The 24059-nt window shown below is 40.6% G+C and carries 24 protein-coding genes; 12 read left to right on the top strand and 12 right to left on the bottom strand.

Going from position 1 to position 24059, the window contains the following annotated elements:
• Positions 1-12 precede the first annotated feature (12 nt).
• Positions 13-393, top strand: coding sequence for a VOC family protein (locus tag GBI16_RS10250; protein ID WP_086208420.1), 381 nt, complete (start codon positions 13-15; stop codon positions 391-393).
• Positions 394-630: 237 nt separating this feature from the next.
• Here GBI16_RS10250 and GBI16_RS10245 read toward each other — a convergent pair whose 3' ends face one another.
• Entirely contained in the window at positions 631-1572 is a 942-nt protein-coding gene (locus GBI16_RS10245) for a M20/M25/M40 family metallo-hydrolase (RefSeq protein ID WP_151707025.1), read from the bottom strand.
• A 146-nt stretch (positions 1573-1718) separates the two neighbouring features.
• On the opposite strand from GBI16_RS10245, the gene rlmH reads away from it, so the two are divergent.
• The 3 genes from rlmH (at position 1719) to GBI16_RS10230 (ending at position 4005) form a co-directional block, all read left to right on the top strand.
• On the top strand, positions 1719-2201 hold the full coding sequence (gene rlmH / locus GBI16_RS10240) for a 23S rRNA (pseudouridine(1915)-N(3))-methyltransferase RlmH (RefSeq protein WP_004980899.1): 483 nt from the start codon (positions 1719-1721) through the stop codon (positions 2199-2201).
• A gap of 107 nt (positions 2202-2308) precedes the next feature.
• The gene (locus tag GBI16_RS10235; RefSeq protein WP_110975654.1) at positions 2309-3085 is read left to right on the top strand and encodes a dioxygenase; all 777 of its coding nucleotides are present in this window, start codon (positions 2309-2311) and stop codon (positions 3083-3085) included.
• A gap of 140 nt (positions 3086-3225) precedes the next feature.
• Positions 3226-4005 carry an META and DUF4377 domain-containing protein gene (locus tag GBI16_RS10230; RefSeq protein WP_151707026.1) on the top strand — a complete coding sequence of 260 codons (780 nt, stop codon included), beginning with the start codon at positions 3226-3228 and terminating at the stop codon, positions 4003-4005.
• 74 nt (positions 4006-4079) lie between these two features.
• Here GBI16_RS10230 and gdhA read toward each other — a convergent pair whose 3' ends face one another.
• Positions 4080-5423: an NADP-specific glutamate dehydrogenase gene (gdhA, locus tag GBI16_RS10225; protein ID WP_110975655.1), complete on the bottom strand. Its 1344-nt coding sequence runs from the start codon at positions 5421-5423 to the stop codon at positions 4080-4082.
• Between the two features lie 347 nt (positions 5424-5770).
• Between gdhA and GBI16_RS10220 the strand changes: the two genes are divergently transcribed.
• Together GBI16_RS10220 and nth are read left to right on the top strand one after the other, a co-directional pair.
• Positions 5771-6565, top strand: a complete 795-nt coding sequence (locus GBI16_RS10220; protein WP_151707024.1) for an RnfABCDGE type electron transport complex subunit B — start codon at positions 5771-5773, stop codon at positions 6563-6565.
• A gap of 3 nt (positions 6566-6568) precedes the next feature.
• Positions 6569-7282, top strand: coding sequence for an endonuclease III (gene nth / locus GBI16_RS10215; protein WP_151707023.1), 714 nt, complete (start codon positions 6569-6571; stop codon positions 7280-7282).
• A gap of 10 nt (positions 7283-7292) precedes the next feature.
• Here the strand turns inward: nth and GBI16_RS10210 are convergent, their stop codons facing one another.
• The 4 genes from GBI16_RS10210 to GBI16_RS10195 form a co-directional block, all read right to left on the bottom strand.
• A complete protein-coding gene (locus tag GBI16_RS10210) occupies positions 7293-7490 on the bottom strand; it encodes a hypothetical protein (protein WP_110975657.1) in 198 nt (65 codons plus the stop codon).
• A gap of 82 nt (positions 7491-7572) precedes the next feature.
• Positions 7573-8232 carry an adenylate kinase gene (gene adk / locus GBI16_RS10205; protein WP_086208428.1) on the bottom strand — a complete coding sequence of 220 codons (660 nt, stop codon included), beginning with the start codon at positions 8230-8232 and terminating at the stop codon, positions 7573-7575.
• A 77-nt stretch (positions 8233-8309) separates the two neighbouring features.
• A complete protein-coding gene (locus tag GBI16_RS10200) occupies positions 8310-9626 on the bottom strand; it encodes a hypothetical protein (protein WP_086208429.1) in 1317 nt (438 codons plus the stop codon).
• 63 nt (positions 9627-9689) lie between these two features.
• Positions 9690-10208, bottom strand: coding sequence for a hypothetical protein (locus GBI16_RS10195; RefSeq protein ID WP_086208430.1), 519 nt, complete (start codon positions 10206-10208; stop codon positions 9690-9692).
• A gap of 240 nt (positions 10209-10448) precedes the next feature.
• Between GBI16_RS10195 and mrdA the strand changes: the two genes are divergently transcribed.
• The 4 genes from mrdA to GBI16_RS10175 all read left to right on the top strand — a co-directional run bounded on the left by mrdA (position 10449) and on the right by GBI16_RS10175 (position 14399).
• Positions 10449-12491, top strand: coding sequence for a penicillin-binding protein 2 (gene mrdA, locus GBI16_RS10190; RefSeq protein ID WP_086208431.1), 2043 nt, complete (start codon positions 10449-10451; stop codon positions 12489-12491).
• Positions 12492-12493: 2 nt separating this feature from the next.
• The gene (gene rsmD, locus GBI16_RS10185) at positions 12494-13048 is read left to right on the top strand and encodes a 16S rRNA (guanine(966)-N(2))-methyltransferase RsmD (protein ID WP_110975659.1); all 555 of its coding nucleotides are present in this window, start codon (positions 12494-12496) and stop codon (positions 13046-13048) included.
• A 114-nt stretch (positions 13049-13162) separates the two neighbouring features.
• Positions 13163-13900, top strand: a complete 738-nt coding sequence (locus tag GBI16_RS10180; RefSeq protein WP_151707022.1) for a sulfite exporter TauE/SafE family protein — start codon at positions 13163-13165, stop codon at positions 13898-13900.
• A gap of 160 nt (positions 13901-14060) precedes the next feature.
• Positions 14061-14399: a hypothetical protein gene (locus tag GBI16_RS10175; RefSeq protein ID WP_110975664.1), complete on the top strand. Its 339-nt coding sequence runs from the start codon at positions 14061-14063 to the stop codon at positions 14397-14399.
• Between the two features lie 56 nt (positions 14400-14455).
• Here the strand turns inward: GBI16_RS10175 and GBI16_RS10170 are convergent, their stop codons facing one another.
• From GBI16_RS10170 to GBI16_RS10150, 5 genes are all read right to left on the bottom strand, one after another.
• Positions 14456-15064, bottom strand: coding sequence for a 1-acyl-sn-glycerol-3-phosphate acyltransferase (locus GBI16_RS10170; protein ID WP_171264412.1), 609 nt, complete (start codon positions 15062-15064; stop codon positions 14456-14458).
• Positions 15065-15485: 421 nt separating this feature from the next.
• Entirely contained in the window at positions 15486-17120 is a 1635-nt protein-coding gene (groL, locus tag GBI16_RS10165; RefSeq protein ID WP_086208436.1) for a chaperonin GroEL, read from the bottom strand.
• A 67-nt stretch (positions 17121-17187) separates the two neighbouring features.
• Positions 17188-17478 (bottom strand): co-chaperone GroES, encoded by a 291-nt coding sequence (groES, locus tag GBI16_RS10160; protein ID WP_010326285.1) that lies wholly within the window; start codon positions 17476-17478, stop codon positions 17188-17190.
• A gap of 194 nt (positions 17479-17672) precedes the next feature.
• Entirely contained in the window at positions 17673-18449 is a 777-nt protein-coding gene (locus GBI16_RS10155) for a metallophosphoesterase (protein WP_151707021.1), read from the bottom strand.
• Complete coding sequence (locus GBI16_RS10150; protein ID WP_086208438.1) at positions 18446-19369, bottom strand: diacylglycerol kinase family protein; 924 nt, start codon at positions 19367-19369, stop codon at positions 18446-18448. Before GBI16_RS10150 ends, GBI16_RS10155 begins: the two co-directional genes overlap by 4 nt.
• Positions 19370-19783: 414 nt before the next feature.
• Between GBI16_RS10150 and GBI16_RS10145 the strand changes: the two genes are divergently transcribed.
• Both GBI16_RS10145 and GBI16_RS10140 read left to right on the top strand, forming a co-directional pair.
• Positions 19784-21616 (top strand): phosphoenolpyruvate carboxykinase (GTP), encoded by a 1833-nt coding sequence (locus GBI16_RS10145; protein ID WP_110975770.1) that lies wholly within the window; start codon positions 19784-19786, stop codon positions 21614-21616.
• Between the two features lie 111 nt (positions 21617-21727).
• Positions 21728-22093, top strand: coding sequence for a hypothetical protein (locus GBI16_RS10140; protein ID WP_086208440.1), 366 nt, complete (start codon positions 21728-21730; stop codon positions 22091-22093).
• Between the two features lie 74 nt (positions 22094-22167).
• Here GBI16_RS10140 and glpD read toward each other — a convergent pair whose 3' ends face one another.
• Positions 22168-23685, bottom strand: a complete 1518-nt coding sequence (glpD, locus tag GBI16_RS10135) for a glycerol-3-phosphate dehydrogenase (protein ID WP_086208441.1) — start codon at positions 23683-23685, stop codon at positions 22168-22170.
• Positions 23686-24059 lie beyond the last annotated feature (374 nt).

Here is a 24059-nt window from a genome sequence, read left to right as displayed (position 1 = left end):
AGGACAAATAAAATGAAAAATCCAATTGGATGGTTTGAAATTTATGTAGATGACTTATCTCGTGCCAAACAATTTTACCAATCCGTTTTTAAGGTTCAGCTGACTGAACTTACACCACCTTCAGATGGTAATTCACTGCAAATGTGGGCATTTCCATCAGATATGCAAGCCTACGGTGCTTCTGGAGCACTGGTCAAAATGCCTGGTGTTGTTGCAGGAGCGAACAGTACCTTAATCTATTTTTCATGTGAAGATTGTGCGCACGAAGCCAGCCGTATTATGGAATTTGGTGGAAAAATCCATGAAGCGAAGATTTCTATTGGCGAATATGGTTATGTTGTGATTGCTTTCGATAGCGAAGGAAATATGATTGGTTTGCATTCTATGCAATAAAATAAACTTAAAATTCTAGCCTCACGTGTACATGCTTTTTTTATAAACCTTTTAAGCTAATTTAGACTTGAAAATTTTGTAAAAATCCCGATATAAATAGTAGGAATATGTATGTGCTGTATGTTTCCTCTTTATTCGATTTTTAAAATCGTATGGTCATCTGATTCTCCAGACGGATGACCTTTTATCGCAGTTCTCACTACTTGGGAACTGCGTTTTTTATTGTTTAATGATCCATTAAGGTTTCAATAAATGCTGCACTAGCCCGTCAATCACATTGGTCATTTTAGTTAAATTTAATGTGGCTAAACGATCTGTTTTGGCGTGATAATGAGCATTTCGATAAAAAGCAGTATCCGTAATCATCACTGCTGGAATATCAAACTCCCAATAATTCAAATGATCTGAAAAATCGAAAGCATTGGCAAAGCTTGGTGCAACCAAACGCTGACATTCCAGTTGATTCAACTCCTGCATCGCAGCACAGTAGCCTGTACCTAAATCACGTGAACTGACATTACTCACGGTTGCAATAAAATTACCATGGGTTGGATAAATCCATTTTAAACCCACTGGATAGTTCTGAATCGGCTGCTCGCTAAAGAAACCAATCATGTCTAAAATATACACGCCTTTAATCTTTTCTTTATGAGCTTGGACTGACTTCGCATGGACATAACTCCCCATTTGCTGAGTTTTAGAAAATGGAGGCTCTTCCAGACTATAAAAAACGAACTCTACATTATTAGGTAGTTTAGACTTTTGCTCTGCCAAAATCCGTGCAGTTTCAATCACACCAGCAACACCAGAGGCATTGTCATCGGCGCCATCTTGCTCACCAAAGACGTCATAATGTGCCCCAACAATCACACGGTCTGCACGACCGACGTTTAAACTACAAACTACATTTCGGTAGATTTGCTGATTGGCCGTAAAGTTTTGATATTGGCATGGCACACCCAACAAGCGCATCTGTTCTTTAATCCATGCAGAGACACGATTCAGCTCGTCGAGATTTTTATAATTACGTGCTTTGCCCTGACCAATCACCTGCTCCAAATAGACCTGTAAGTTTTGTTCATCAGCCATTTTGACGTTGCTTGCGAATACCTGCCCTGTGAAAGTACCCAGTACAACAATCAACAAAAAAGCCTGTTTTTTTAAAATTTTGAGCCACATTGTTATTATTCCAAGTATTTCTTATTCCACTCATTTGTTGAATTAAGCAACATTGGCTCAATGAATTCAATTGCATTTTGTTTCGTCTCACTGCAAAGCCATAATTTCACCGTTATAATAAATCGTCTCCATATACATACTTCATTATGAAAATCCGTATTCTGACCATTGGTCAAAAAATGCCAGCGTGGGTGCTCACTGGTTTTGAAGATTATTTTAAACGTATTCAGCCTTTTGTTCAGACACAAATTATTGAACTGCCAATGGCAAAGCGTGGCAAAAATGACTCGGAAGCAGATATTTTGAAGTATCGCCAAATTGAAGGCGATAGCATCTTGAATGCCATGAAAGGCAATGAAGTCTTGATTGCTTTAGAGGTTGGAGGACGCGAGTTTAGTACCGAAAAACTGGCTGAAACCATGAAAGGATGGATGCTTGAGGGTAATGATATTGTACTTGCTATTGGCGGACCTGATGGCCATTCTGAAGCAGTACGTAAAGCGGCTGCTTGGCATTGGTCATTATCTAAACTCACTTTGCCCCACCCCATGGTTCGCGTAATGCTGATTGAACAGCTATATCGTGCGATGAGCATCAACCATAATCATCCTTATCATCGGGCAGGCTAGGTCAATTTCCGTTCTATTTTCAGAACAATACGTTGATGTTTTTCACATTACTGAAATGAGCAGAATCTGACACAATTGTTTCCATCTTCCTTTATTAGGCTTTCACAATGAACTTACAAACGCTCCCCGGCTTATTCATTTCTCATGGCTCTCCCATGCTTGCGTTGAATCCTGAGCAAGTTGGGCCTGCGTTACACCGTTTAAGCCTAAACCTACCAAAGCCACAAGCCATCGTTATTATGTCTGCACACTGGGAAAGTAACGCACTAGAAGTAAGTACAGGTATACGTCCTGAGACATGGCACGATTTCCGCGGCTTTCCTGCTGAACTTTATGACATTCGCTACCCTGCCCCAGGTCAACCCCAGCTCGCTGAAGAAATCTTAAATTTGTTGGCAGAAGCAAATTTTTCAGCACATGCGAATGGCACCCGTCCGCGGGATCATGGCGTTTGGATGCCTTTACTACATATGTATCCTGATGCTGACATTCCTGTGGTAGAGATTTCTCTGCCAATGAACTTATCAGCCCAAGAGATTTATAGAATTGGACAAACGCTTGCGCCACTTCGTGAGCAGCAGGTATTACTGATTGGTTCTGGAAGTATCACACATAACTTAGCTGAGCTGTCTTGGCATGGCCAATCCCAAGCGGTACCTGAATGGGCATCGACATTTCGGAACCATGTGGTCGCAAAACTCAGTCATCAGGACTATGATGCGGTTTTAAACTGGGAATCTATTCCTTTTGTCCGTCGTAATCATCCAACTTTAGAACACTTTTCGCCCATATTTTTTGCGATGGGTACAGGGCATCGTTTTAATATTGTACATAGCAGCTTTACCATGGGTGCACTGGGTATGGACATTTATCGTTTCGACTAACACATAAATTTTAATTATAAATTAACAAAAAAATATTTATGGATACATTCTGAAACTGAAAAGAACTGAATGTATTCATTCTTTTAAAAAGAAGATGGGATATTATGGATCTTGTTATTTTAAATCAAGAACTTGTAACCATGAAATTAAAATATTTAGCGATTGCCCTTTTCCCACTCGCACTGGCCGCTTGCCAATCCTCTGATATCCAAAAAGTAGGAGATATCGCTGTGTCTGTACTCCAACAACAAAATGCAGATCAAACACTTGCAAACTACCATTGGAGCGCGAATACCACAGATGCGCCCAAGCCTTTGGTTTTAAACTTTGACAAAGCAGGTCGTCTAGGGATTGCAACCAGTTGTAACGGCATGGGGACTAGCTGGAAAGTTGAAAATAATCAAATCGTGACAGGTAACCTCATGGCAACACAAATGGCATGTGAACCGAAAGCCATGGCACAAGAAAAAGTCGTAGCCAACCTATTTGACAACCGTAAAGTGCCTTTCGTTTTAAATCTCAATGATCCTGAAGCACCAACATTAACAGTGATCTCTGCGAATGGTGAAAAAGTTGTTTTCACAGGCAAGCAAACAGCTGAATCGAAATATCAAAGTCAAGGTGAAACTGTTTTCTTAGAAATCTCACCAGAGACCAAAACATGTTCTACAGGCGTTGCTCGTATGGAGTGCCTACAAGTTCGTGAACTTAAATATGCTGAAAATGGGGTAAAAACCCAAGTCGATAAAGACTGGACATTATTTTATAACCATATTGACGGTTTCACGCATAACCCGAAAGAGCGTCAGATTGTACGTGTGAAGCGTTATGAAATTCAAAACCCTGCGGCTGACCAATCCAAATATGCTTATGTGCAAGACATGATCATTGAACGTGAAGCGGTAAAAGGCTCATTGTAATCGTTCAATGACCTAGAAAAAAACCGAGGCTATACCTCGGTTTTTTCTTGAGTATTAATCTAAGTGTATATAACTTAGAATACGCCTTGAGCAAGCATTGCATCGGCCACTTTTACAAAACCTGCAATGTTGGCACCATTAACATAGTTCACAGAGCCATCTTCTTGTGTACCGTATTTCACACAGTTACGGTGAATTTCTTTCATGATCGCGTGTAAGCGCTCATCAACCTCTTCAAACGTCCAACCCAAACGTAAAGCATTTTGTGACATTTCTAAGCCAGAAGTTGCAACACCACCCGCATTCGAAGCCTTACCTGGTGCATATAAAATTTTCGCTTGAACAAACTTTTCTACCGCATCTAAAGTTGAAGGCATATTTGCCCCTTCAGCTACACAAATCACACCATTTGCAAGTAGCGCTTCTGCATCGGCCTGATCTAACTCATTTTGAGTTGCACATGGCAAAGCGATATCACATGGAATAGACCAAGGGCGCTGACCTTCTAAGTATTCAAAACCATGCTTAGAAGCAAACTCAGAGATACGACCACGTTTTACATTTTTTAGTTCCATCACTTCAGCAAGTAGCGCGTCAGTAAAGCCATTTTTGACATATACTGTACCTGCTGAATCGGACAATGAAACGACTTTTGCACCTAAATACATTGCTTTTTCAGCAGCATACTGTGCCACATTCCCTGAACCAGAAATAGTAACCGTTTTAGCTTGAAAGCTATCACCGCGAGTTTTCAGCATTTCTTCCGCAAAATACACTGTGCCATAACCCGTTGCTTCAGGACGGGCCAAAGAACCACCAAAACTTAGACCTTTGCCTGTAAACACACATGAAGTGTCATTGCTCAGCTTCTTCATCATGCCAGTCATATAACCCACTTCACGCCCCCCCACGCCAATATCACCCGCAGGGATATCTGTATTTGAACCAAGGTGGCGATACAACTCAATAATCAGTGCTTGGCAAAAACGCATGATTTCACCTTCAGACTTGCCCTTAGGGTCGAAGTCTGAACCCCCTTTACCCCCGCCCATAGGTAGTGTGGTGAGCGCATTTTTAAAAGTCTGTTCAAAACCCAAGAACTTAAGAATAGACAAATTCACCGATGGATGAAAACGCATACCACCTTTAAATGGACCAATTGCCGAGTTGTACTGAACGCGGAAAGCACGGTTAACATGTGTTTGACCTTGATCATCTACCCATGAAACGCGGAATTGAATTGCACGTTCTGGTTCTACTAAACGCTCTAGCAAACCGTGATCTGCATAACGAGGATTTTTTGCAATGAACGGCCAAAGGCTGGTCATGACTTCCTCTACCGCTTGTAGAAATTCAGGTTGATGTGTATCACGTGTTTTCACGTAATCTAAAAACTCATTAAGGCTGTTATATTTCAACGCTTAATCCTCAGCAAAAAAATGGATCAAAATTGGTCAAATTTTATAAACAATGTTAAATTTTGGCGCAAACAATTAAATATCTTTTCCCAACAATTCACAACATATTTATTCAAAAAAACATATTTATCATTTATATAACAATTATTTATATTAAATATGTCTTAAAACTGGTTATAAAAAACACCAATGAAAACACAGATTTAAAATCATTTTATGCGCAAAAAAGATGCAATAAATCAACCATTTTAGAACATAAGATTATTCAAAAAAAACATGGTAAAATTCAGCATCTACTTAAATTGTCCTAGTATCTCTGCACATACAGTTGCAGGGTCGGTTTACGCATGAACTCGCACATTTCACTTATCCAAAATATAGATGCCCTCCTTCCCCAAACCCAATGCGGGCTCTGTGGACATCGTGATGGTTGCTTGCCTTATGCTAAAGCCATCAGTGAAGGTGAGGCTGCCAATAAATGCGTCCCAGGTGGACAGCCTGTAGCAGATGCATTGGCTCAGTTGCTTAATCGGCCAAAATTCATCGCAGAAGAAAGTGTTTGGCCTACTCAGGCGGATGGCCGTCCGCAGAGAATGAAAGCCATCATTCGCGAGGATGAATGCATTGGCTGTACCAAATGTATTAGTGCCTGCCCAGTAGATGCGATCATTGGTTCTGGTAAACTCATGCACAGCATTTTGTCTGACCTATGCACAGGTTGTGAGCTATGTATTCCGCCCTGTCCTGTCGACTGTATTGACCTCATTCCAGATGCAGACGAAATACCGACCGAAATCTTGCGTAAAGCTGAGCAAGATGATCTAAGACAACGCTATTACGCACATATACAGCGTGAAGAAAAACAGCGTCTACACCGCAAAGGCCCAGTAGTTCGTGCTGAAATTGATACAGCGTTATTTGCCCAATTTTCAGCACAGAACGATGCAGTACCTGATATTCAGATCATTGAAAAAGAACCAGAAATGACGGTAAAACTCGACGCAAAATCCACCATTGAACTGGCGAAATTACGCGTACAAATCAAAAAACTAGAAAAACAACTCAGCGTGCGTGAAGATACCAAAAAGCGTCTGTTGTTAGATGATTTAACCCAACAGCTTAATCAGTTACAGGAAGCTTAGAGCATGCTAACCACAAGCGGAAAACCTGTAAAAAACATGACCAAAAAGCAAATCCAAATCTTTTTTGAACGTTTACGAGCACAACGCCCAAACCCAAAAACTGAATTGAATTATTCAAGTCCTTTTGAGCTATTAGTGGCCGTGACCTTATCTGCTCAGGCAACGGATGTGAGTGTCAACAAAGCCACAGATAAACTCTTTCCAGTTGCCAACACACCTGAAACGATTTATGCCTTGGGTGTAGATGGTTTAAAAACCTATATTAAAACCATAGGCTTATATAATGCGAAGGCTGAAAATGTCATTAAAGCTTGTAAGATACTGATTGAAAAACATCACAGCATCGTGCCGAACAACCGTGCTGATTTGGAAGCCTTACCCGGTGTAGGGCGAAAAACAGCCAATGTGGTGTTAAATACTGCTTTTGGACAACCGACCATGGCGGTCGATACGCATATTTTTCGTTTAGGCAATCGTACAGGATTAGCGGTTGGCAAAAATGTGCTGGAAGTCGAACACCGTTTAGTGAAAGTCATACCGAAAGAATTTATTGTCGATTCACACCATTGGCTCATTTTACATGGCCGATACTGCTGTATCGCACGCAAACCGAAATGTCATGAGTGCATCGTTTCAGATGTATGTAACTGGCCAGATCGTTTTGAATTTGGTGCAGCACGCATTGCCACAAAAACGATAATAGAAGCTGAACATTAAAGTTCAGTTTTTATTTTTGATTGGATTTATCTTTTAAGTCTTGCTGCAACTTCGGATGCAACTGCCGTTCTGGCTGCTTATTCGACATTTTTTCTTGTTGACTGACATCACGCAGCATTTTTGCGCTGATATAAAACAAACCTAATAACACCGCCACAGCAACAATAATTAAAACAATGATTCCAACTTGTGCCACACGCGACTCCATTTGAAAAGGATCAAGAAAAAGAGCCCTAATATGACTTAGAGCTCTTTCAATGTCAAAACATTGCCATGTTTAAAACATGCAATTATTTGTCCTGATCAAGAATTGCAAACAAATCTGCTTGTACTTCGTCAATTGGACGTAAGCCATTCAGCTTGTCATAAGTTGGTGCATTTTCACCAGACGCTGCGCGACCTTGGTAGAAACCAACCAACTGTTCAGTTTCAGTATGGTATGAACCTAAACGTTTACGAATCGTTGCTTCTTGGTCATCTGGACGTTGTACCAATTCTTCACCAGTTTCGTCGTCTTTACCTTCCACTTTAGGTGGGTTGTAAACGATGTGATAAACACGGCCCGATGCAGGGTGCTGACGGCGACCCGAAAGACGTTGTACAATTTCTTCGTCAGGAACATCAATTTCAATCACGTGATCAATGTTGATGCCTTCTTTTTCCAAAGCTTCAGCTTGCGGAATCGTACGGGGGAAACCATCAAAGATACAGCCATTTGCACAGTCAGGTTGTGCAATACGTTCTTTCACTAAACCAATGATCAGTTCATCAGATACAAGACCACCGTTGTCCATCACGCTTTTCGCCTGTAGACCGAGTTCAGTTCCTTCACGAATTGCAGCACGGAGCATATCACCGGTTGAAATTTGTGGGACATTGTAGCGCTTACAGATCAACTGAGCTTGTGTACCTTTACCTGCTCCAGGTGGTCCGAGTAAGATAATGCGCATAAAAAAACATCCTCATTTAAACAATGTATTTGACACTTTGTACATGTCGAAAAATTCGACATATTTTTAGCATCTAATTATAAGAAAGCCACAAACAAATGTATTGTACCCGCAATAAAGCCCGTTACCCCACCCAATAAAATCAAAATCCATTCGTCTTCCTGAAATGCAGGACGTAATAAGTTTTGAAATTCTTTCGGCGTTAGCTCTCGAATACGGTCTCTAAACATTTGATAGATTTTCTGTGCACGGCTCGCATTGAACGCTGGGTCGCATACAGGCACCATCGTAATTTCAATTGAACGATCAATCAAGTCCGTCTTCAGTTTTGCGTATTCACGTGGCCCCAAAGACAGTTGCAAAGATGTTCTCACCAATGGTGTTTCCATGATTTCATTAATATGACGTTTGACAATACGACGCGTCTTGTCTTTTTTATTGCCATACATCATTTCAGTCATGATGGATTTTAACGTAATCAGGTCTTCTGTGACTACACTTGCGAACACATCAGACACTTCTTCTTGGCGCTTCATAAATGCGCCTTGTACATTATAAGTCCCTATGCGTGGAATCACAGGCTTAATCCATGGAAACTTACGATTTTTTGTTAATTCAGTGAGTTGCAAGTATCGAACATAATGTGGCTCAATTGGGTTAAACACCATCCAAATCGCAATCCAGTTGGTTAAGAAGCCCCATACTGCCGCCCAAAATGGCACCGTCCAATGCCAAGGTACTACAAACCAAACAATCATTTGGAAGATACCAAAGAACATGCCGATGAGGGCACTAATATGCCAAATAAAGTTAATTTCTTTCTGACCCACTTTCAAGAACATACGAACCATCAATCTGCGGTCGCCTTCCATTTGGCTGACCACCATATCACGCATATCCACAAGTGACTCGACGTTCATGGTCAGTTCGGTCACTAATTCTCGGAGCACAGCTGGAAGTTGTTTATGTGCTTGCGCATAAATTCGACGTTTAATCGAATAAGGTAAATTTTCCCAAAGCACTGCATTGCGGTCAATCATGACTTCATCAATCAGATGCTCAAGTTCAAAACCGACTTGTTCACCAATGATCCGTGCCATATCCTCAGGATCCATTGCATCTAAAAATTCACGCAAAGAACCGAGCTTGGATAAAGTATTATCAGTAATAATGCCTGAAATACGCCCTGCCTTTCTGGGCACAATCCCCTGCCAACCGACAGGCAAAGGGCCAATATGGAAGCCCCAAAAGTTAATCGGATAAAAGACCATTTTCAGGGCCATCCAAACATGCGCCCATGTTACAAATGCAGTTACAGGGATAATACTGAGTACAGCCCAAAAATCGGGTCTATTCAAAAAGGTTTGCCACAACTGATTGACGTACTCAAGCATGCATAACTTCCATATTTAATTTTATTAACTGAATTATATAGCGTTTTAAAAAAGATATTGTGTCTATAAACCAAAGCTTAAAGTATAGGAAAATTGTAGTCTCGGTTCGGTTTCTACAATCACATCCCCCGATTTAGTTTCGAGTTTTTCCCCTGCACCAATCCCTACACTGAATGTACTGATTCGCTCAGGACTAAGTAACACATAAGCAAGATCTACACCACCACCAAGGCGAGCCTCATACTCCCCATCAACTTTTTTACTATCTATATGTCCTGCATAGACACCTAAATAATAGCCATTTTTATCTTTGCCAGTAAAATGAACTGGAAATCTAAAACCAACCTGACCACCCACTGGGTAGTCATCATTCATAAATACCCCAGCTTTTGCATAAGCAATCCCATAAGGATTTACCCATTCTACGTTAGTGTGCAGTAGTTTCTGCGTTACACCTGCTCCCACATTCCATGTTTGAGCACTATCTGTAGGAATTTTTGCTTCTGGCAAAAACGAATTATCTTGAGCGTAGGCTACGTTTGCACAGGCAACAAGTGCCAACACTGGATAAATTCTTGTCATTATTGTCACCATTATCCGTAATGTTATTTTAGTAATTGGTCCCTTTTTATCGGATTTTGACTGTATCAGAAATTAGAAAACACTTATATACAGGAATTTACATTTTTAATGTCTGTAAAGTCAAAGTTTAGTCAAAATGAAAAGCAGAACAGGTGATAACAAATATCAAAACAGGGAGACATGCGTTAGAATAGCGCGCAGGTATATTCCTCTTTATCCATGTGTCTAAGTCGATTTGGTATGAAACAGCACTTTCCTTTAAAAAACGTTCAACAAGAAAAGCGCATTTTTCGAAATCGTACCTTTATTTCCATGGGTATTGTGATCTTTTTCTTACTGATTTTAGTCTCCCGCTATGCGTATTTACAGCTGGTACAGTACGATGAATTTTCCACCGCATCTGACCAAAACCGTATTCGGCTACAGCCTTTAGCCCCTGCCCGCGGCTATATTTATGACCGTAATGGTGTGCTCTTAGCCGACAACTATCCTGTTTTCACAGCCACTATGAGCCGTGCAGATGTTCCAGATATTGATAAGACAATTGAACGTCTAACGCCCATTTTAGAACTTAGCCAAGAAGATATTGACCGTTTTCAAAGTCGTATTAAAGCATCACGTAAAACTGAGCGTGTTTCGATTAAACTCAATTTGAATGAAAACGATATTGCACGTTTTAGTGAAGTCAAATATCAATTTCCAGGGGTAAACATCGAAACTCAAATGACACGTTACTATCCACATGGCGAGCTATTTGCTCATGTGATTGGTTATGTGGGACGTATTAACGATAAAGAATTAAAAAGTATCAATAAAGACTTATATGCGGGCACTAACCTGATTGGTAAAATTGGGGTAGAAAAATCCTATGAAGATTTGCTACATGGCGTTCCTGGAAACGAGTCTGTCGAAGCGGATGCTCACGGCAATGTATTACGACATTTAGGTCGCAAAGAGCCAATTCGTGGCAACGATTTATACCTGTCACTCGATTATGGCTTACAAGTCGTTGCGACAGAACAACTCGCAGGTCGTCGCGGTGCAATTGTGGCCATGGACCCACGTACAGGTGAAATCCTCGCCCTCGTATCAAGTCCTAGTTTTAACCCAAACCTGTTTGTGACAGGCATTAGCCATACCGACTATAGTGGTCTGCGAGACAACCTTGATCAACCCCTTTATAACCGTGCTGTACAAGGGGCTTATCCACCTGGTTCAACCATTAAACCGATGTTTGGTTTAGGTGGTATTCATTATGGCTTGATTGATTGGGGTACTGCTATTTCCGATCACGGCTATTTCACCCTGCCGGGAGATTCGCATAAATTCCGTGACTGGAAAAAGTCAGGACATGGCGTGGTCAATTTGCATAAAGCCCAAGTTGTTTCTTGCGATACCTTTTATTACATTCTGTCTTTCCGCATGGGCATTGAAAAAATGAACACATGGATGCGTCAGTTTGGTTTTGGTGAAAAAACAGGTGTTGATTTACCAAGTGAAAGCACAGGTCTTTATCCAAACCCTGAATGGAAAATGCGTACTCGCGATGCCAAGTGGCTTAAAGGTGAAACCATTTCTGTCAGTATTGGACAAGGTGCTTTTACCGCAACCCCCCTACAATTAGCCATGGCAACTGCCATTACTGCGAATCATGGTTCACATGTAATTCCACATGTTTTACAAACCAGTAAAGGCGCAAAACCACATAAAGACCTAAATGCACCTGATGGTCGAATTCAGTTCAATGGTACAGACGAAGACTGGGTAAAAATGCGTGATGCTATGGTCGATGTCGTGGAAACGGGTACAGGACGTGGTATTCGTACACCAATGTATAAAATTGCAGGTAAAACAGGTACCGCACAGGTTAAAAGTATTGCTCAAGGTAAACGTTATAACGAAGCACTTTTAACAGAACGTCAGCTCGACCATGGTTTATTTGTTGGCTTTGCGCCTGCGGAAAATCCAGAGATTGCAATTGCGGTCGTCTGGGAAAATGGGCGTCACGGCGGATCAGCAGCTCAGCTAGCTCGCCCTGTGCTAGATTATTGGTTGCAAACTCGCCATAAAAATCCAATTCGTCCGCAAAACCATCAAATCAGTGGTGGACTCATGACAGCGGGGATTAAACCGGGTGAGTTGCCGAGTGACAGCACGCCACCCGCAGCAAATACAGCAGTAGCCCCACAAGGTCGTTCAGCAACCTCCGTACAAAGTACAACAGTAGCTCCGAACACTAACCATTCAGCTACTCCACCCCCTGCTACTGAAGAGCCAGACTAATTATGAAAAATCAACTTCGTATCATCGGGGGGGAATGGAAACGTCGCCAACTCCCTTTCGCCAATATTGAAGGTTTGCGCCCCACGCCTGATCGAGTCCGTGAAACTTTGTTTAATTGGCTTATGTGGGATGTGCAAAATACCAATGTTTTGGATATTTGTGCAGGTTCGGGTGCATTGGCATTCGAAGCTCTATCACGTGGTGCTTCAAAAGTAGTGATGATTGAACCTGACCGCAGTCAAGCACAGTTTTTAACACAAAACTTAGAGCTCTTGAAAGTACCTAAGTCTCGTGCACAATTAAAAGTCTCAACAGCACAGCAAAGCTTGCCCAACCTAAAAGAACAGTTTGATTTGGTCTTTTTAGATCCACCGTATAGCCTAGAGTTATGGGAACAATTAGCTCTCTTGGCTGACCCGCTGATTCAAAAGAATGGCTATATTTATGTAGAAGCGGATCGTGAGTTAAATCTGCTAAGACTTCCAAGCTCCTGGGTTCAAGTAAAGAGCACCAAGGCTGGCACTGTACGTGCAGGCTTATTTCAAAAGACAGCATAAGCTACTAAAGCAAAGACATTTTATGTTTCGATATTTCAAAATTTTAGCAAGATCTATGTCGCTTTCGGCTGAACGAAATATCACTTACCCTATAAAATTTTCGGCATATATGCGATGACTTGGCTGGTCTTTATTTTAGGTGCAATGGTTGCTGGTTTTGTTCAGGGCTTAACGGGTTTTGCCTTTGCCTTAATTGCCATGTCATTTTGGGTATGGGTTTTAGCACCACAGCTAGCAGCACCATTAGTGGTTTTTGCTTCTGTATGGAGCCATCTTATCTCCTTAAAATCAGAATCATCTTTTCAGATCAATAAAAATCTTATTGCACCCTACGTTTTGGCTGGCATTTTAGGTGTTCCGCTGGGAACCTATCTTTTAGAGATTATTCAAGCGGATATGTTTAAGCTAATGCTTGGTATATTTTTAGTGCTTTGGTGTCCATTGATGCTCTTGAATCCACAAATTCGTTCTATTCAATCTTCAGGAAGATATGCCGACAGCTGTATTGGTTTTATTGGTGGCATACTCGGCGGTTTAGGCGGGTTTTGTGGCTCACTTCCTTCTGCTTGGGTCATGTTAAAAAATCTACCTAAAGAGCAGCAACGTTTTATTTTGAGACATTTTAATTTTGCGATCCAAGTATTCACACTATTTAGCTACCTACTTCGTGGAAATTTAAGCCTACAGCATTTACCCTATATGGGTATCTTGATTTTAAGTGTCAGTCTACCGGCCATGCTAGGTGCACGCTTATTTTATAAAATTTCTGAACGCCAATTTAAACAAATCGTACTGGGACTCTTATTTAGCTCAGGCTGTTTTTTATGTATCAGCTACCTTTTAAATCAGTAGCGGATTTTTAACATTTTATGACAAACGATCTAGACATTTAATTGTGTGCTTTCTGTCAAAATTGCCACTTCTTTAAGCAACTTACGATGTTTAAGCTTTCTCACTATTCACAAAAATTTATACAATAACGCCACTCTCAAAAACCATCTATTCAGCATATATGAAACCGTATTTTGCACTTTTTAGTCTTTGCTTTGTCAGTGCCTGCTCCATCAGCTCATCTAAAGAAATTAAACAAGCTGAAAAACTATTACAATATTTCGATTGTCAAAATATTGAACGTGACCAAGCTGATCACAGCTCCATGACCAGTTTTCATGAACAAATACTTGCTAGCAGCAAACAAAAAGCCCAATCTTATGTAGAAAGCTATCAACATGGCGATAAAATCTTTGACCTGCCACTACCTGAAGTTATAGAAACCCAGCTACAAAACTACACTACAGCCTGTCAATCTTTAGGTGGCGTTTTACCGACCACGGCTCAAGACACACCTTAAAATTTTGGACAAATAAAAAGACAGCATGCGTGCTGTCTTTTTTGATTTATCACTGATTATGCTTCAATTTCTTGTTTCATAGAATCTGAATGATAACGCGTATCTACACTAAACTTCTGCGGAAATTTCGCTGAAATTTCAGCGTAAAATGCCATAATCTCTGCCATATCTTTCTCATAGTCACCCGTAGGGTAAACAATTTTACCGATTCCCGTTTTTTTCTTTGCATAATCCATATAAGCCAATGCAATCGGTACACCTGCACTTATCGCAACATGGTAAAAACCTGTTTTCCATTGCTCCTGCTTAGCACGTGTTCCTTCTGGGGTGACTAACATGACTAATTTAGGATGTTCTTTAAAAAGATCACTCATCAATTGCACCATGCTTGGACGTGGTTCACCTTCATGTTTTGGACGACGGTCAATACCAATTCCCCCCATAGCACGGACAAAAGGGCCAAAAGGCAACTTCATATAACTGTCTTTTATCGTGATACGGACATTCACCCCTAAGGCTTTTAGTGCCAAACGCGCATAGAGTGCATCCCAATTACTGGTATGTGGCGCTGCAATCATGACACATTGATTGATATTCAAATCCCAGTGATTATCAATCTGCCACCCCATTAAGGTTAAACTTTGTTCTGCAAGCTTCTCGAACACAAAAAACACCACATTGCTAAAATTCGCGCAGATTCTAGCAATGCTGAAGATCAAATACATCGGATTTAGATCAATAAAACAGCAATTAATCTATAAATGTATATTTTATTTAATTCCAAATATTTCAAGAAATATCAGTCCATCACAAATCATGTCGGAATAAATGTGAATAATATCGTTTTATTCGAGATAGCCCTTCTCTTAAAAGTAATCAACAAATGATTCAATCAACCTTACTGCTGACAACCGTATTTAATTGATTGATTCAGACTTTATTGAAATAAATGTAATGCGATAAAAGGTAACGACCTAGCCAATCTGAGCTGAATGTTAAAATAATCAAGTTTTTGGAATAACTTACCCAAATAAAAAATCCCCGCGAAATGCAGGGATTTTTTGATTAGCAACGCTAGGCGAGTATTTACATCATGCCGCCCATACCACCCATGCCACCCATATCAGGCATTGCAGGCTTGTCTTCTGGAACGTCAGTAATCATACATTCTGTAGTCAACATTAAACCTGCGACAGATGCAGCATGTTCAAGTGCAGAACGTGTTACTTTCGCAGGGTCAAGAATACCCATTTCTAGCATGTCACCATACTCAGACGTTGCAGCGTTATAACCAAAGTTACCTTGACCATTTTTCACGGCATTGATCACAACTGAAGGCTCATCACCCGCATTGGCAACGATTTGACGAAGTGGTGCTTCAATCGCACGACGTAAAATGTTGATACCTACATTTTGATCATCGTTTGCACCTGTTACGCCATCAAGCGCAGCTGCAGCACGTACCAGTGCAACACCACCGCCAGCAACCACACCTTCTTCAACCGCAGCACGCGTAGCATGAAGCGCATCGTCTACACGGTCTTTTTTCTCTTTCATTTCAACTTCAGTCGCTGCGCCAATTTTGATCACAGCTACACCGCCTGCCAATTTAGCAACGCGTTCTTGAAGTTTTTCTTTGTCGTATTCAGACGTCGACTCTTCAATTTGCGCACGGATTTGAGTGACACGTTCAGCAATTTGAGTTGCATCACCAGCACCATCAACAATCACAGTATTTTCTTTAGATACTGTAATTTTGTGCGCAGTACCTAAGTCTTGAAGAGAAGCTTGCTCTAACGTCATGCCCACTTCTTCAGAAATCACAGTCGCACCAGTCAAGATTGCGATATCTTGAAGCATTGCTTTACGACGGTCACCAAAACCTGGCGCTTTAACCGCACATACTTTAATAATGCCACGCATGTTGTTGACAACCAGTGTAGCTAAAGCCTCACCTTCAACATCTTCAGCGATGATTAAAAGTGGTTTACCTGTTTTAGCAACAGCTTCTAGCACAGTAATCAATTCACGGATGTTGCTGATTTTTTTATCAACAAGAAGAATGAATGGGTTTTCAAGTTCAGCAGTTAAAGTGTCTTGTTTGTTTGCAAAATACGGGCTGATATAACCACGGTCAAACTGCATACCTTCAACAACGTCCAAAGCATCTTCAAAGCCTGAACCTTCTTCAACGGTAATCACGCCTTCTTTGCCTACGCGTTCCATTGCTTGTGCAATGAGTTTACCTACAGTTTCGTCAGAGTTTGCAGAGATTGAACCCACTTGTTCAATCGCTTTAGTATCAGAAGCAGGTTTTGCTGTTGCTTTAATTTCAGCAACCAATGCTTTAACTGCAAGGTCAATACCACGTTTCAAGTCCATTGGGTTCATGCCCGCAGTTACAGACTTGATGCCTTCATTTAAAATTGCTTGAGCGAGTACAGTTGCTGTTGTTGTACCGTCACCCGCGATGTCATTGGTTTTAGAAGATACTTCACGAACCAATTGAGCGCCCATGTTCTCAAATTTGTCTTTTAGAGAAATTTCTTTCGCAACAGTTACACCATCTTTAGTGATGTGCGGTGCGCCGAAAGAACGGTCGATCACAACATTACGGCCTTTAGGGCCTAAAGTCACTTTTACAGCATCTGCAAGTACGTTTACGCCTGCAATCATTTTAGAACGTGCTGAATCACCAAATTTTACATCTTTAGCTGACATGCTTAACTCCAAATATTCTTAAATTTTAATCAATTGTATTGCTTAAACAGCAAATGACCGTTCCGAATTAACCTTCAAGAACTGCTAAAATATCAGACTCTTTCATTACTAGAAGCTCTTCGCCTTCAACCTTAACTTTAGTGCCTGCATAAGCACCGAACAGTACATTGTCGCCCACTTTTACGTCTAAAGCACGAACGCCATTGTCTGTGATTTTGCCATTACCTACTGCAATAATTTCACCTTGAGCTGGCTGTTCAGCAGCAGAAGTGCTCAAAATCAAACCGCCAGCAGTTTTAGTTTCTTTCTCTACGCGGCGAATCACAACGTTGTCATGTAAAGGACGAATTTTGCTCATTTCTAACTCCATAGACATTTTCAGAATGTCATTGATTACGATGTGAAGATGACTTCTTATTCCTAGGTCATCAACAAAATTTTGATATGACACTTTTGTGGGGATGGAAAAAAGGGCTTCAAGGGCAAATACAAAATATTTTTATATTTTTGCGCTCTTTTTAAGCAAACCTAATCAAAGTTTAGACACACAAATCAATCTGAGATATTTTTCTGCATCAACTCGAAGCGATTTATTGCAGAATTAAAGCTCAAATGCTGCACATCTGCATTATTTAAAATAATATTTAAGCTATTCGGTCGTCCACCATGTAAACGATAAGATGTCGCTGTTCCAGCATGAATATCCAATACAGGATGTGATACTCCAAGTTGATAAATCTGATTCAGATCATAGACTGCTGGATGATGCAAATGCCCATGCAAGAGCCCATTTAAACCCTGTTGACTCCATTGCTCCAGCGCAATACGACCAAGCATTGGACAGTCTTTCACACCATGACTATGGTCTGGTGGCGTATAAAAAGGTTGATGCGCGGCGATCAGCTTTATTTTGTGTGCAGGTGCTAGTTGTAATTTCAGGTCAATCTCTTGAATTTGGCTCAGTGAAATATGCCCCCGTGTGTGGTAACGCCTCCGAATACTGTTCACGCCTATGACATAAAAGTGTTCAGTTTCTAAGGTGTTTTCCATCCCCCCAAAAAACAGTTGATAACGCGCAAATGGATTAAAAAAACGATTCCAAATATGGTACAGCGGGATATCATGATTTCCTGGCACCACCAAATACGGTAACTTCAAACTGTCTAAAAACTGCCGACAAGCATAAAACTGAATAAACCGTGCACGCTGGGTTAAATCGCCACTAACCACTACGGCTTCAAAAGGATGTTCCTCACATAACAGATGAATAGCCTGCAAACAGGCTTCGCGTTCTGTGCCGAAATGTAAATCAGACAAATGTAAAATCATGCAGGTACCATGATATTCAGTGCATGTTTACGTACTGTAATTTTTAGAGGCGGTTTCATCATAATGATTTCACCATCTACGGCAACCGTAAGCTTGTTATGCTTTGAATGCACAATCACTTCATCTGCGGCAAAGCTATAAACATCGGAAGCCTGATCCAAATTGCCTTTAATCAGTTGCCACAAGGTTTTAAACAGTGTGCGTTTATCACTTTTTGCAACAACCACCCCTGCTACCTTTCCAGCTTCGGCAGCTTCTGCAATACGCAATTTCATTTCAGCCAATTGAAGCTGATTATTTCCAAAGAAAATCAATGGCGTTTTAACAGGATAAAGCTGCCCATCAACTTCAACCTCAAGTTTTAACTCTTTACGGTTACGAATAAGAACATCCAATGCCGAGGTATACGCATGCAATGGAAAACGTCCAAAATGCTGATTAAACTGTTCTCGCTTTTGAATAAATAAAGGATATAACCCTAAGCTGGCATTGTTCAGGTAAATGTGTTGATTGAGCTGTGCCACATGCACAGAACGTGTTTTCCCCGTGCCAATCACATGTGCCGCTTCTAATAAATCTAGCGGGATATTCAAGACCCGTGCGACATAGTTAAATGTACCTAAAGGCAATATTCCCATAGGAATATCAGTACCCATTAGCTTTGAAGCGACTGCATTTAATGTTCCGTCTCCACCTGCAGCAACCACAACACCTATATGTTCTGCTTGTCGATGACGTAATAAAACCTCTTGCATCATCTGATCAAAGTCCATGCACTCACTTAACTCAAATGACTGTATTTCAAAACCAGCAGTACTCAGATCGGCTAGCAGTTGTTCATACACTTCATCTTTATTTGTGGCATGAAAACCTGATTTTTTGTTATAAATAAGTGACAAAGGTTTTAACTGCTCAGACATCCCGCACTCTTCCATAAAGTAATTACTCTATTTTTGTCCAAAAATTCAACAGTTAACAGTTTGGTTATGTAAAAATCAAATGACGTTCATTTATTTAATCAATAATAAATCTCAATCACAAAATATTTATAAACCATTGTTTTTAATTTAAATATTTTAAATGAATAATACTCATAAATATAATAAATACATCAAATAAAGCAATAAAATTAAAGTAAAATATTGTTTTTTAATAATTAAAATGAAATACCTTTACAAAATTGTTCATAATTTAGATACGGCTTTGGTCTTATTTTTTTTATCAAATTATGCTTTAATACAGCCACTTTTTTTTCATCTTTTCATCTCAGCAGTAAATCTATTGTTGAGATTGTACTTTGTACAACTGTGTACATATTTGAGATAGGCCTCACCATGACCCAAGTGAACGCACCAGAATTCGTTCGTCACCCTAAGCTTATTGCATGGGTGGAAGAAATTGCAAAATTAACAAAACCAGCGAAAATTGAATGGTGTGACGGTAGCGAAGAAGAATATCAACGTTATATCGACTTGATGATCGCTAACGGCACGATGCAAGCGCTTAACCAAGAAACACATCCTGGTTCTTATCTTGCAAATTCTGACCCTTCTGACGTTGCTCGTGTTGAAGGTCGTACATACATCTGTTCTGAAAAACAAGAAGATGCTGGCGCAACAAACAACTGGGAAGAGCCTGCTGAAATGCGTGCTCGTCTAAATGGTTTGTTCGACGGTTCAATGGCAGGTCGTACTTTATATGTAGTACCGTTCTCTATGGGTCCTTTAGGTTCTCATATTGCACACATTGGTATCGAACTTACTGACTCTCCTTATGTAGCAGTCAGTATGTCTAAAATGGCTCGTATGGGTAAAGCTGTTTATGACGTATTAGGTACTGATGGCGAATATGTTCCTTGTGTTCATACAGTAGGTGCTCCACTTGCGATCGGCGAAAAAGACGTGGCTTGGCCTTGCAATCCTGAAAAATGGATCGTTCACTATCCAGAAACACGTGAAATTTGGTCTTATGGTTCAGGTTACGGTGGTAACGCATTGTTAGGTAAAAAATGCCTAGCTTTACGTATTGCTTCTTCTATGGGTCGTCAACAAGGCTGGTTAGCTGAACACATGCTGATCCTTGGCGTAACAAATCCACAAGGCGAGAAACACTACATCGCAGCAGCATTCCCTTCTGCATGTGGTAAAACGAACTTTGCTATGTTGATTCCACCAGCGGGTTACGAAGGTTGGAAAATTGAAACCGTAGGTGACGATATTGCTTGGATCAAACCAGGTGAAGATGGTCGCTTATATGCGATCAACCCTGAAGCTGGTTTCTTTGGTGTAGCGCCTGGTACAAATACCAAGACGAACCCAAACTGTATGGCAACATTAACTAAAGATGTTATCTATACCAACGTTGCTGTAACAGACAACGGTGAAGTATGGTGGGAAGGTCTTTCTAAAGAAGTGCCTGCTAACCTAACTAATTGGAAAGGTCAACCGCACACTGGTGAAGAAAAAGCAGCTCACCCGAATGCACGCTTTACTGTTTCAGCAGGTCAATGTCCTTCTATTGATGCTGACTGGGAAAACCCAGCAGGCGTACCGATTTCTGCATTCATCTTCGGTGGCCGTCGTGCGGACACAGTGCCTCTTATTTCAGAAGCATTTGACTGGGTAGATGGTGTTTATAAAGCTGCAACTATGGGCTCTGAAACAACTGCAGCTGCTGTAGGTCAACAAGGTGTCGTTCGTCGCGACCCATTCGCAATGCTTCCATTTGCGGGTTACAACATGGCGGATTACTTCTCTCACTGGTTAGAACTTGGTGAAGAAGTTGCAGCAAAAGCAAAAGCTGCAGGCAACAAACTCCCAGGCATTTACAACGTGAACTGGTTCCGTCGTGATGCTGAAGGTAACTTTGTATGGCCTGGTTTTGGTCAAAACATGCGTGTTCTTGAGTGGATCATTGACCGCTGTGAAGGCCGTGCTGATGCTGTTGAGACTCCAATTGGTTTAGTACCAACTTATGAGCAATTAAACTGGACAGGTTCTGACTTTACTAAAGCTCAATTTGAACTTGTGACTTCTCAAGATAAAGATCAATGGATCAAAGAAATTGAAAGTCATACTGAGTTGTTCAATAAACTTGGTGAACGCTTACCAGCTGCTCTTAAAACTCGTCAAAACGAACTTTTAGAAGCTGTGAAAAAATCTGCTTAACCTTTAAATTAAGCTCTCAAAAAAGACCGCATAAGCGGTCTTTTTTCAATCTTTCAAATATTTTAAAAATTTAACTTTATAAATCAAAAAGAAACATCAAAGGGGAAAACTATGTTCAAAACACTCATGCTAACCATCAGTCTAGTTGGTGTATCAAGCCTAGCAATGGCTCAAACTGAACCAACAACAACATCTACACTGCACGTCTGTGCCATTAAAGGTACTCCAGACTCTACTCAATTTGACATCAAAAAACGCATTAAAGTTGCTAAAGGCACTTATGGCAGTGTGGAAGAACTTTATCCACGCTTTGCTGAACGCGCGCACCAAGTGGGTGGCAATGTGGTGATTAATTACAATGCAAGCCAACGATTTGGATTCTGGCCTTGGCGTATTGTTCGTCCAGTGGTTTGGGGTACTGCTGTGAAATGGAAAACACCTGTGGACTGCAAACAATTAGGTGGTATTGAAATCTAAGCTTAAAAAGCCGCGCAAGCGGCTTTTTTTAATCCCAATGCTCTACTTTTAAGAAGATAAACATCAATGCAAGACTAGGCAGCATCACCCTGCACACGACGCTGATGTAAATCATGTAGATACATATCTAAACTTCGGACTTCAGCTATATTGAGTTTCATACCCAGCTTTGTTCTTCGCCAGAGAATATCTTGGCTATGCCTAGCCCATTCAACTCTATATAAATAATCAACCTCTTGCTGATATAGACCATACCCAAATGACTGCCCTAAATCCTGCATGGTCTTCTTCTCATCTAGCATCTGCCAAACACGACAGCCATAGGTTTTAGCCCAACGCTGTGCAGTATGTAAATCCAAACCTTGAATACTCTGCATTAATTCTGTCCGCAATAATTCCACTGAATCAAAATCCTCCGCACCCGGTAATTTTGCTTGTAGCGTCCATTCTGCTTTCATCTGAGGAAAATACCGTTTGAGCTGAGATAATGCTGCTTCTGCTAGCTTTCGATAAGTTGTTAACTTTCCACCGTACACTGTCAAAAGAGGTGCTTCGTGTTCTCTTTCATTCGACAGTGCAAGGACATAATCACGGGTTATTTTAGAAGCCTGTGCGCTTTCATCATCATACAGCGCCCGAACACCAGCATAGGTAGAAATGACATCATCAAGCTGTAATTGCAGCTTAAAATGATCGTTAATAACATCTATTAGATATGCCGTTTCTTGTTCGGTAATGTGTACATGATTTGGATCACCCTCAAACTCTAGGTCTGTTGTCCCAATCAAACTGTATTCATCTAAATAAGGGATCACAAAAACAATACGCTGATCATCATTTTGCAGGATAAAAGCGTGATGTTCGGGGTATAAGCGCTTCACAACAATGTGACTGCCTTGTACTAATCGAATTCCAGCTTTGGGCGTTTGAAGCAACTGCTGTTGAATAAAATCAGTGACCCATGCACCTGTAGCATTCACCAAAACTCTTGCCTTAATTTGATATTGTTGTTTTTGATGTTCTAAGGTTAAACACCACACACCCTCTTGCTGAGTTGCAGAAACACAGCGGGTCTGTGTTCGAATCTGCGCTCCTAGTTCATGTGCTTGCAATGCATTGACCACCACTAACCGAGCATCATCTACGGTACAGTCAGAGTATTCAAAACCACGACTGATCGTTTCCTTTAGTGGACTATCAGCATTAAAATAAATTAACTCAGAACCTTCAAGAGTTTCTCGTTTTGCCAGATAATCATAAATAAATAAGCCCGAACGAATTAGCCATGCTGGGCGCAAATACGGTTGATGTGGCATGATAAAACGCATGGGATGGATCAAATGTGGCGCTTTTTTTAATAAGACTTCACGCTCAAGTAATGCTTCACGAACTAAACGAAATTCTTTTTGTTCCAGATAACGCAATCCACCATGGATGAGTTTGCTACTCGCTGAAGACGTATGACTAGCTAAATCATCTTTTTCGCAGACGAAAACATTTAAGCCACGACCAACAGCATCATTTGCAATTCCCACTCCATTGATTCCAGCTCCAACAACGGCAATGTCATAAATTGCATTTGTGTCTTGCATATCAACCTCTTTACTTAGCATATATTCTTGTTTTTCTTAATCTCAACTTAACATCAAAATCAGACCTTGTCATACCGAAAAGATGATTCCACCGTACAAAAACATCACTTTCCTTAACAGATCAGCTCTCCCACATCTTTTTACAAATTAATGCTTCTTTTTTATGATTCGGTTCAATATTTGAATAACATTCAAACAAAAAGTGATATTTCCACCAAATAAAAATTCTTTTTAATTTTGTATAAAGCAGCCTAAACCGTTGTATTTTAATTGACTATTCACATTTTACCGATTACCAAGATACTGTTTTAAATAAGTAAAATTATTATTTTCCATTGAAAAACTAATATTAATTAGAAAAACTTAACAGCCCA

This window comes from Acinetobacter sp. TUM15064 (genome assembly GCF_008980265.1).
In the GTDB taxonomy this organism is placed as follows: domain Bacteria; phylum Pseudomonadota; class Gammaproteobacteria; order Pseudomonadales; family Moraxellaceae; genus Acinetobacter.
This window is presented reverse-complemented; position numbering and strand designations above follow the sequence as displayed.

Excerpts from the sequence above, each read along its gene's own strand:
- GBI16_RS10250 (WP_086208420.1), top strand. The coding sequence starts at position 13 with ATGAAAAATCCAATTGGATGGTTTGAAATTTATGTAGATGACTTATCT.
- GBI16_RS10245 (WP_151707025.1), bottom strand. The coding sequence starts at position 1,572 with ATGTGGCTCAAAATTTTAAAAAAACAGGCTTTTTTGTTGATTGTTGTA.
- rlmH (WP_004980899.1), top strand. The coding sequence starts at position 1,719 with ATGAAAATCCGTATTCTGACCATTGGTCAAAAAATGCCAGCGTGGGTG.
- GBI16_RS10235 (WP_110975654.1), top strand. The coding sequence starts at position 2,309 with ATGAACTTACAAACGCTCCCCGGCTTATTCATTTCTCATGGCTCTCCC.
- GBI16_RS10230 (WP_151707026.1), top strand. The coding sequence starts at position 3,226 with ATGAAATTAAAATATTTAGCGATTGCCCTTTTCCCACTCGCACTGGCC.
- GBI16_RS10220 (WP_151707024.1), top strand. The coding sequence starts at position 5,771 with ATGAACTCGCACATTTCACTTATCCAAAATATAGATGCCCTCCTTCCC.
- nth (WP_151707023.1), top strand. The coding sequence starts at position 6,569 with ATGCTAACCACAAGCGGAAAACCTGTAAAAAACATGACCAAAAAGCAA.
- GBI16_RS10210 (WP_110975657.1), bottom strand. The coding sequence starts at position 7,490 with ATGGAGTCGCGTGTGGCACAAGTTGGAATCATTGTTTTAATTATTGTT.
- adk (WP_086208428.1), bottom strand. The coding sequence starts at position 8,232 with ATGCGCATTATCTTACTCGGACCACCTGGAGCAGGTAAAGGTACACAA.
- GBI16_RS10200 (WP_086208429.1), bottom strand. The coding sequence starts at position 9,626 with ATGCTTGAGTACGTCAATCAGTTGTGGCAAACCTTTTTGAATAGACCC.
- GBI16_RS10195 (WP_086208430.1), bottom strand. The coding sequence starts at position 10,208 with ATGACAAGAATTTATCCAGTGTTGGCACTTGTTGCCTGTGCAAACGTA.
- mrdA (WP_086208431.1), top strand. The coding sequence starts at position 10,449 with ATGAAACAGCACTTTCCTTTAAAAAACGTTCAACAAGAAAAGCGCATT.
- rsmD (WP_110975659.1), top strand. The coding sequence starts at position 12,494 with ATGAAAAATCAACTTCGTATCATCGGGGGGGAATGGAAACGTCGCCAA.
- GBI16_RS10180 (WP_151707022.1), top strand. The coding sequence starts at position 13,163 with ATGACTTGGCTGGTCTTTATTTTAGGTGCAATGGTTGCTGGTTTTGTT.
- GBI16_RS10175 (WP_110975664.1), top strand. The coding sequence starts at position 14,061 with ATGAAACCGTATTTTGCACTTTTTAGTCTTTGCTTTGTCAGTGCCTGC.
- groL (WP_086208436.1), bottom strand. The coding sequence starts at position 17,120 with ATGTCAGCTAAAGATGTAAAATTTGGTGATTCAGCACGTTCTAAAATG.
- groES (WP_010326285.1), bottom strand. The coding sequence starts at position 17,478 with ATGAGCAAAATTCGTCCTTTACATGACAACGTTGTGATTCGCCGCGTA.
- GBI16_RS10155 (WP_151707021.1), bottom strand. The coding sequence starts at position 18,449 with ATGATTTTACATTTGTCTGATTTACATTTCGGCACAGAACGCGAAGCC.
- GBI16_RS10150 (WP_086208438.1), bottom strand. The coding sequence starts at position 19,369 with ATGTCTGAGCAGTTAAAACCTTTGTCACTTATTTATAACAAAAAATCA.
- GBI16_RS10145 (WP_110975770.1), top strand. The coding sequence starts at position 19,784 with ATGACCCAAGTGAACGCACCAGAATTCGTTCGTCACCCTAAGCTTATT.
- GBI16_RS10140 (WP_086208440.1), top strand. The coding sequence starts at position 21,728 with ATGTTCAAAACACTCATGCTAACCATCAGTCTAGTTGGTGTATCAAGC.
- glpD (WP_086208441.1), bottom strand. The coding sequence starts at position 23,685 with ATGCAAGACACAAATGCAATTTATGACATTGCCGTTGTTGGAGCTGGA.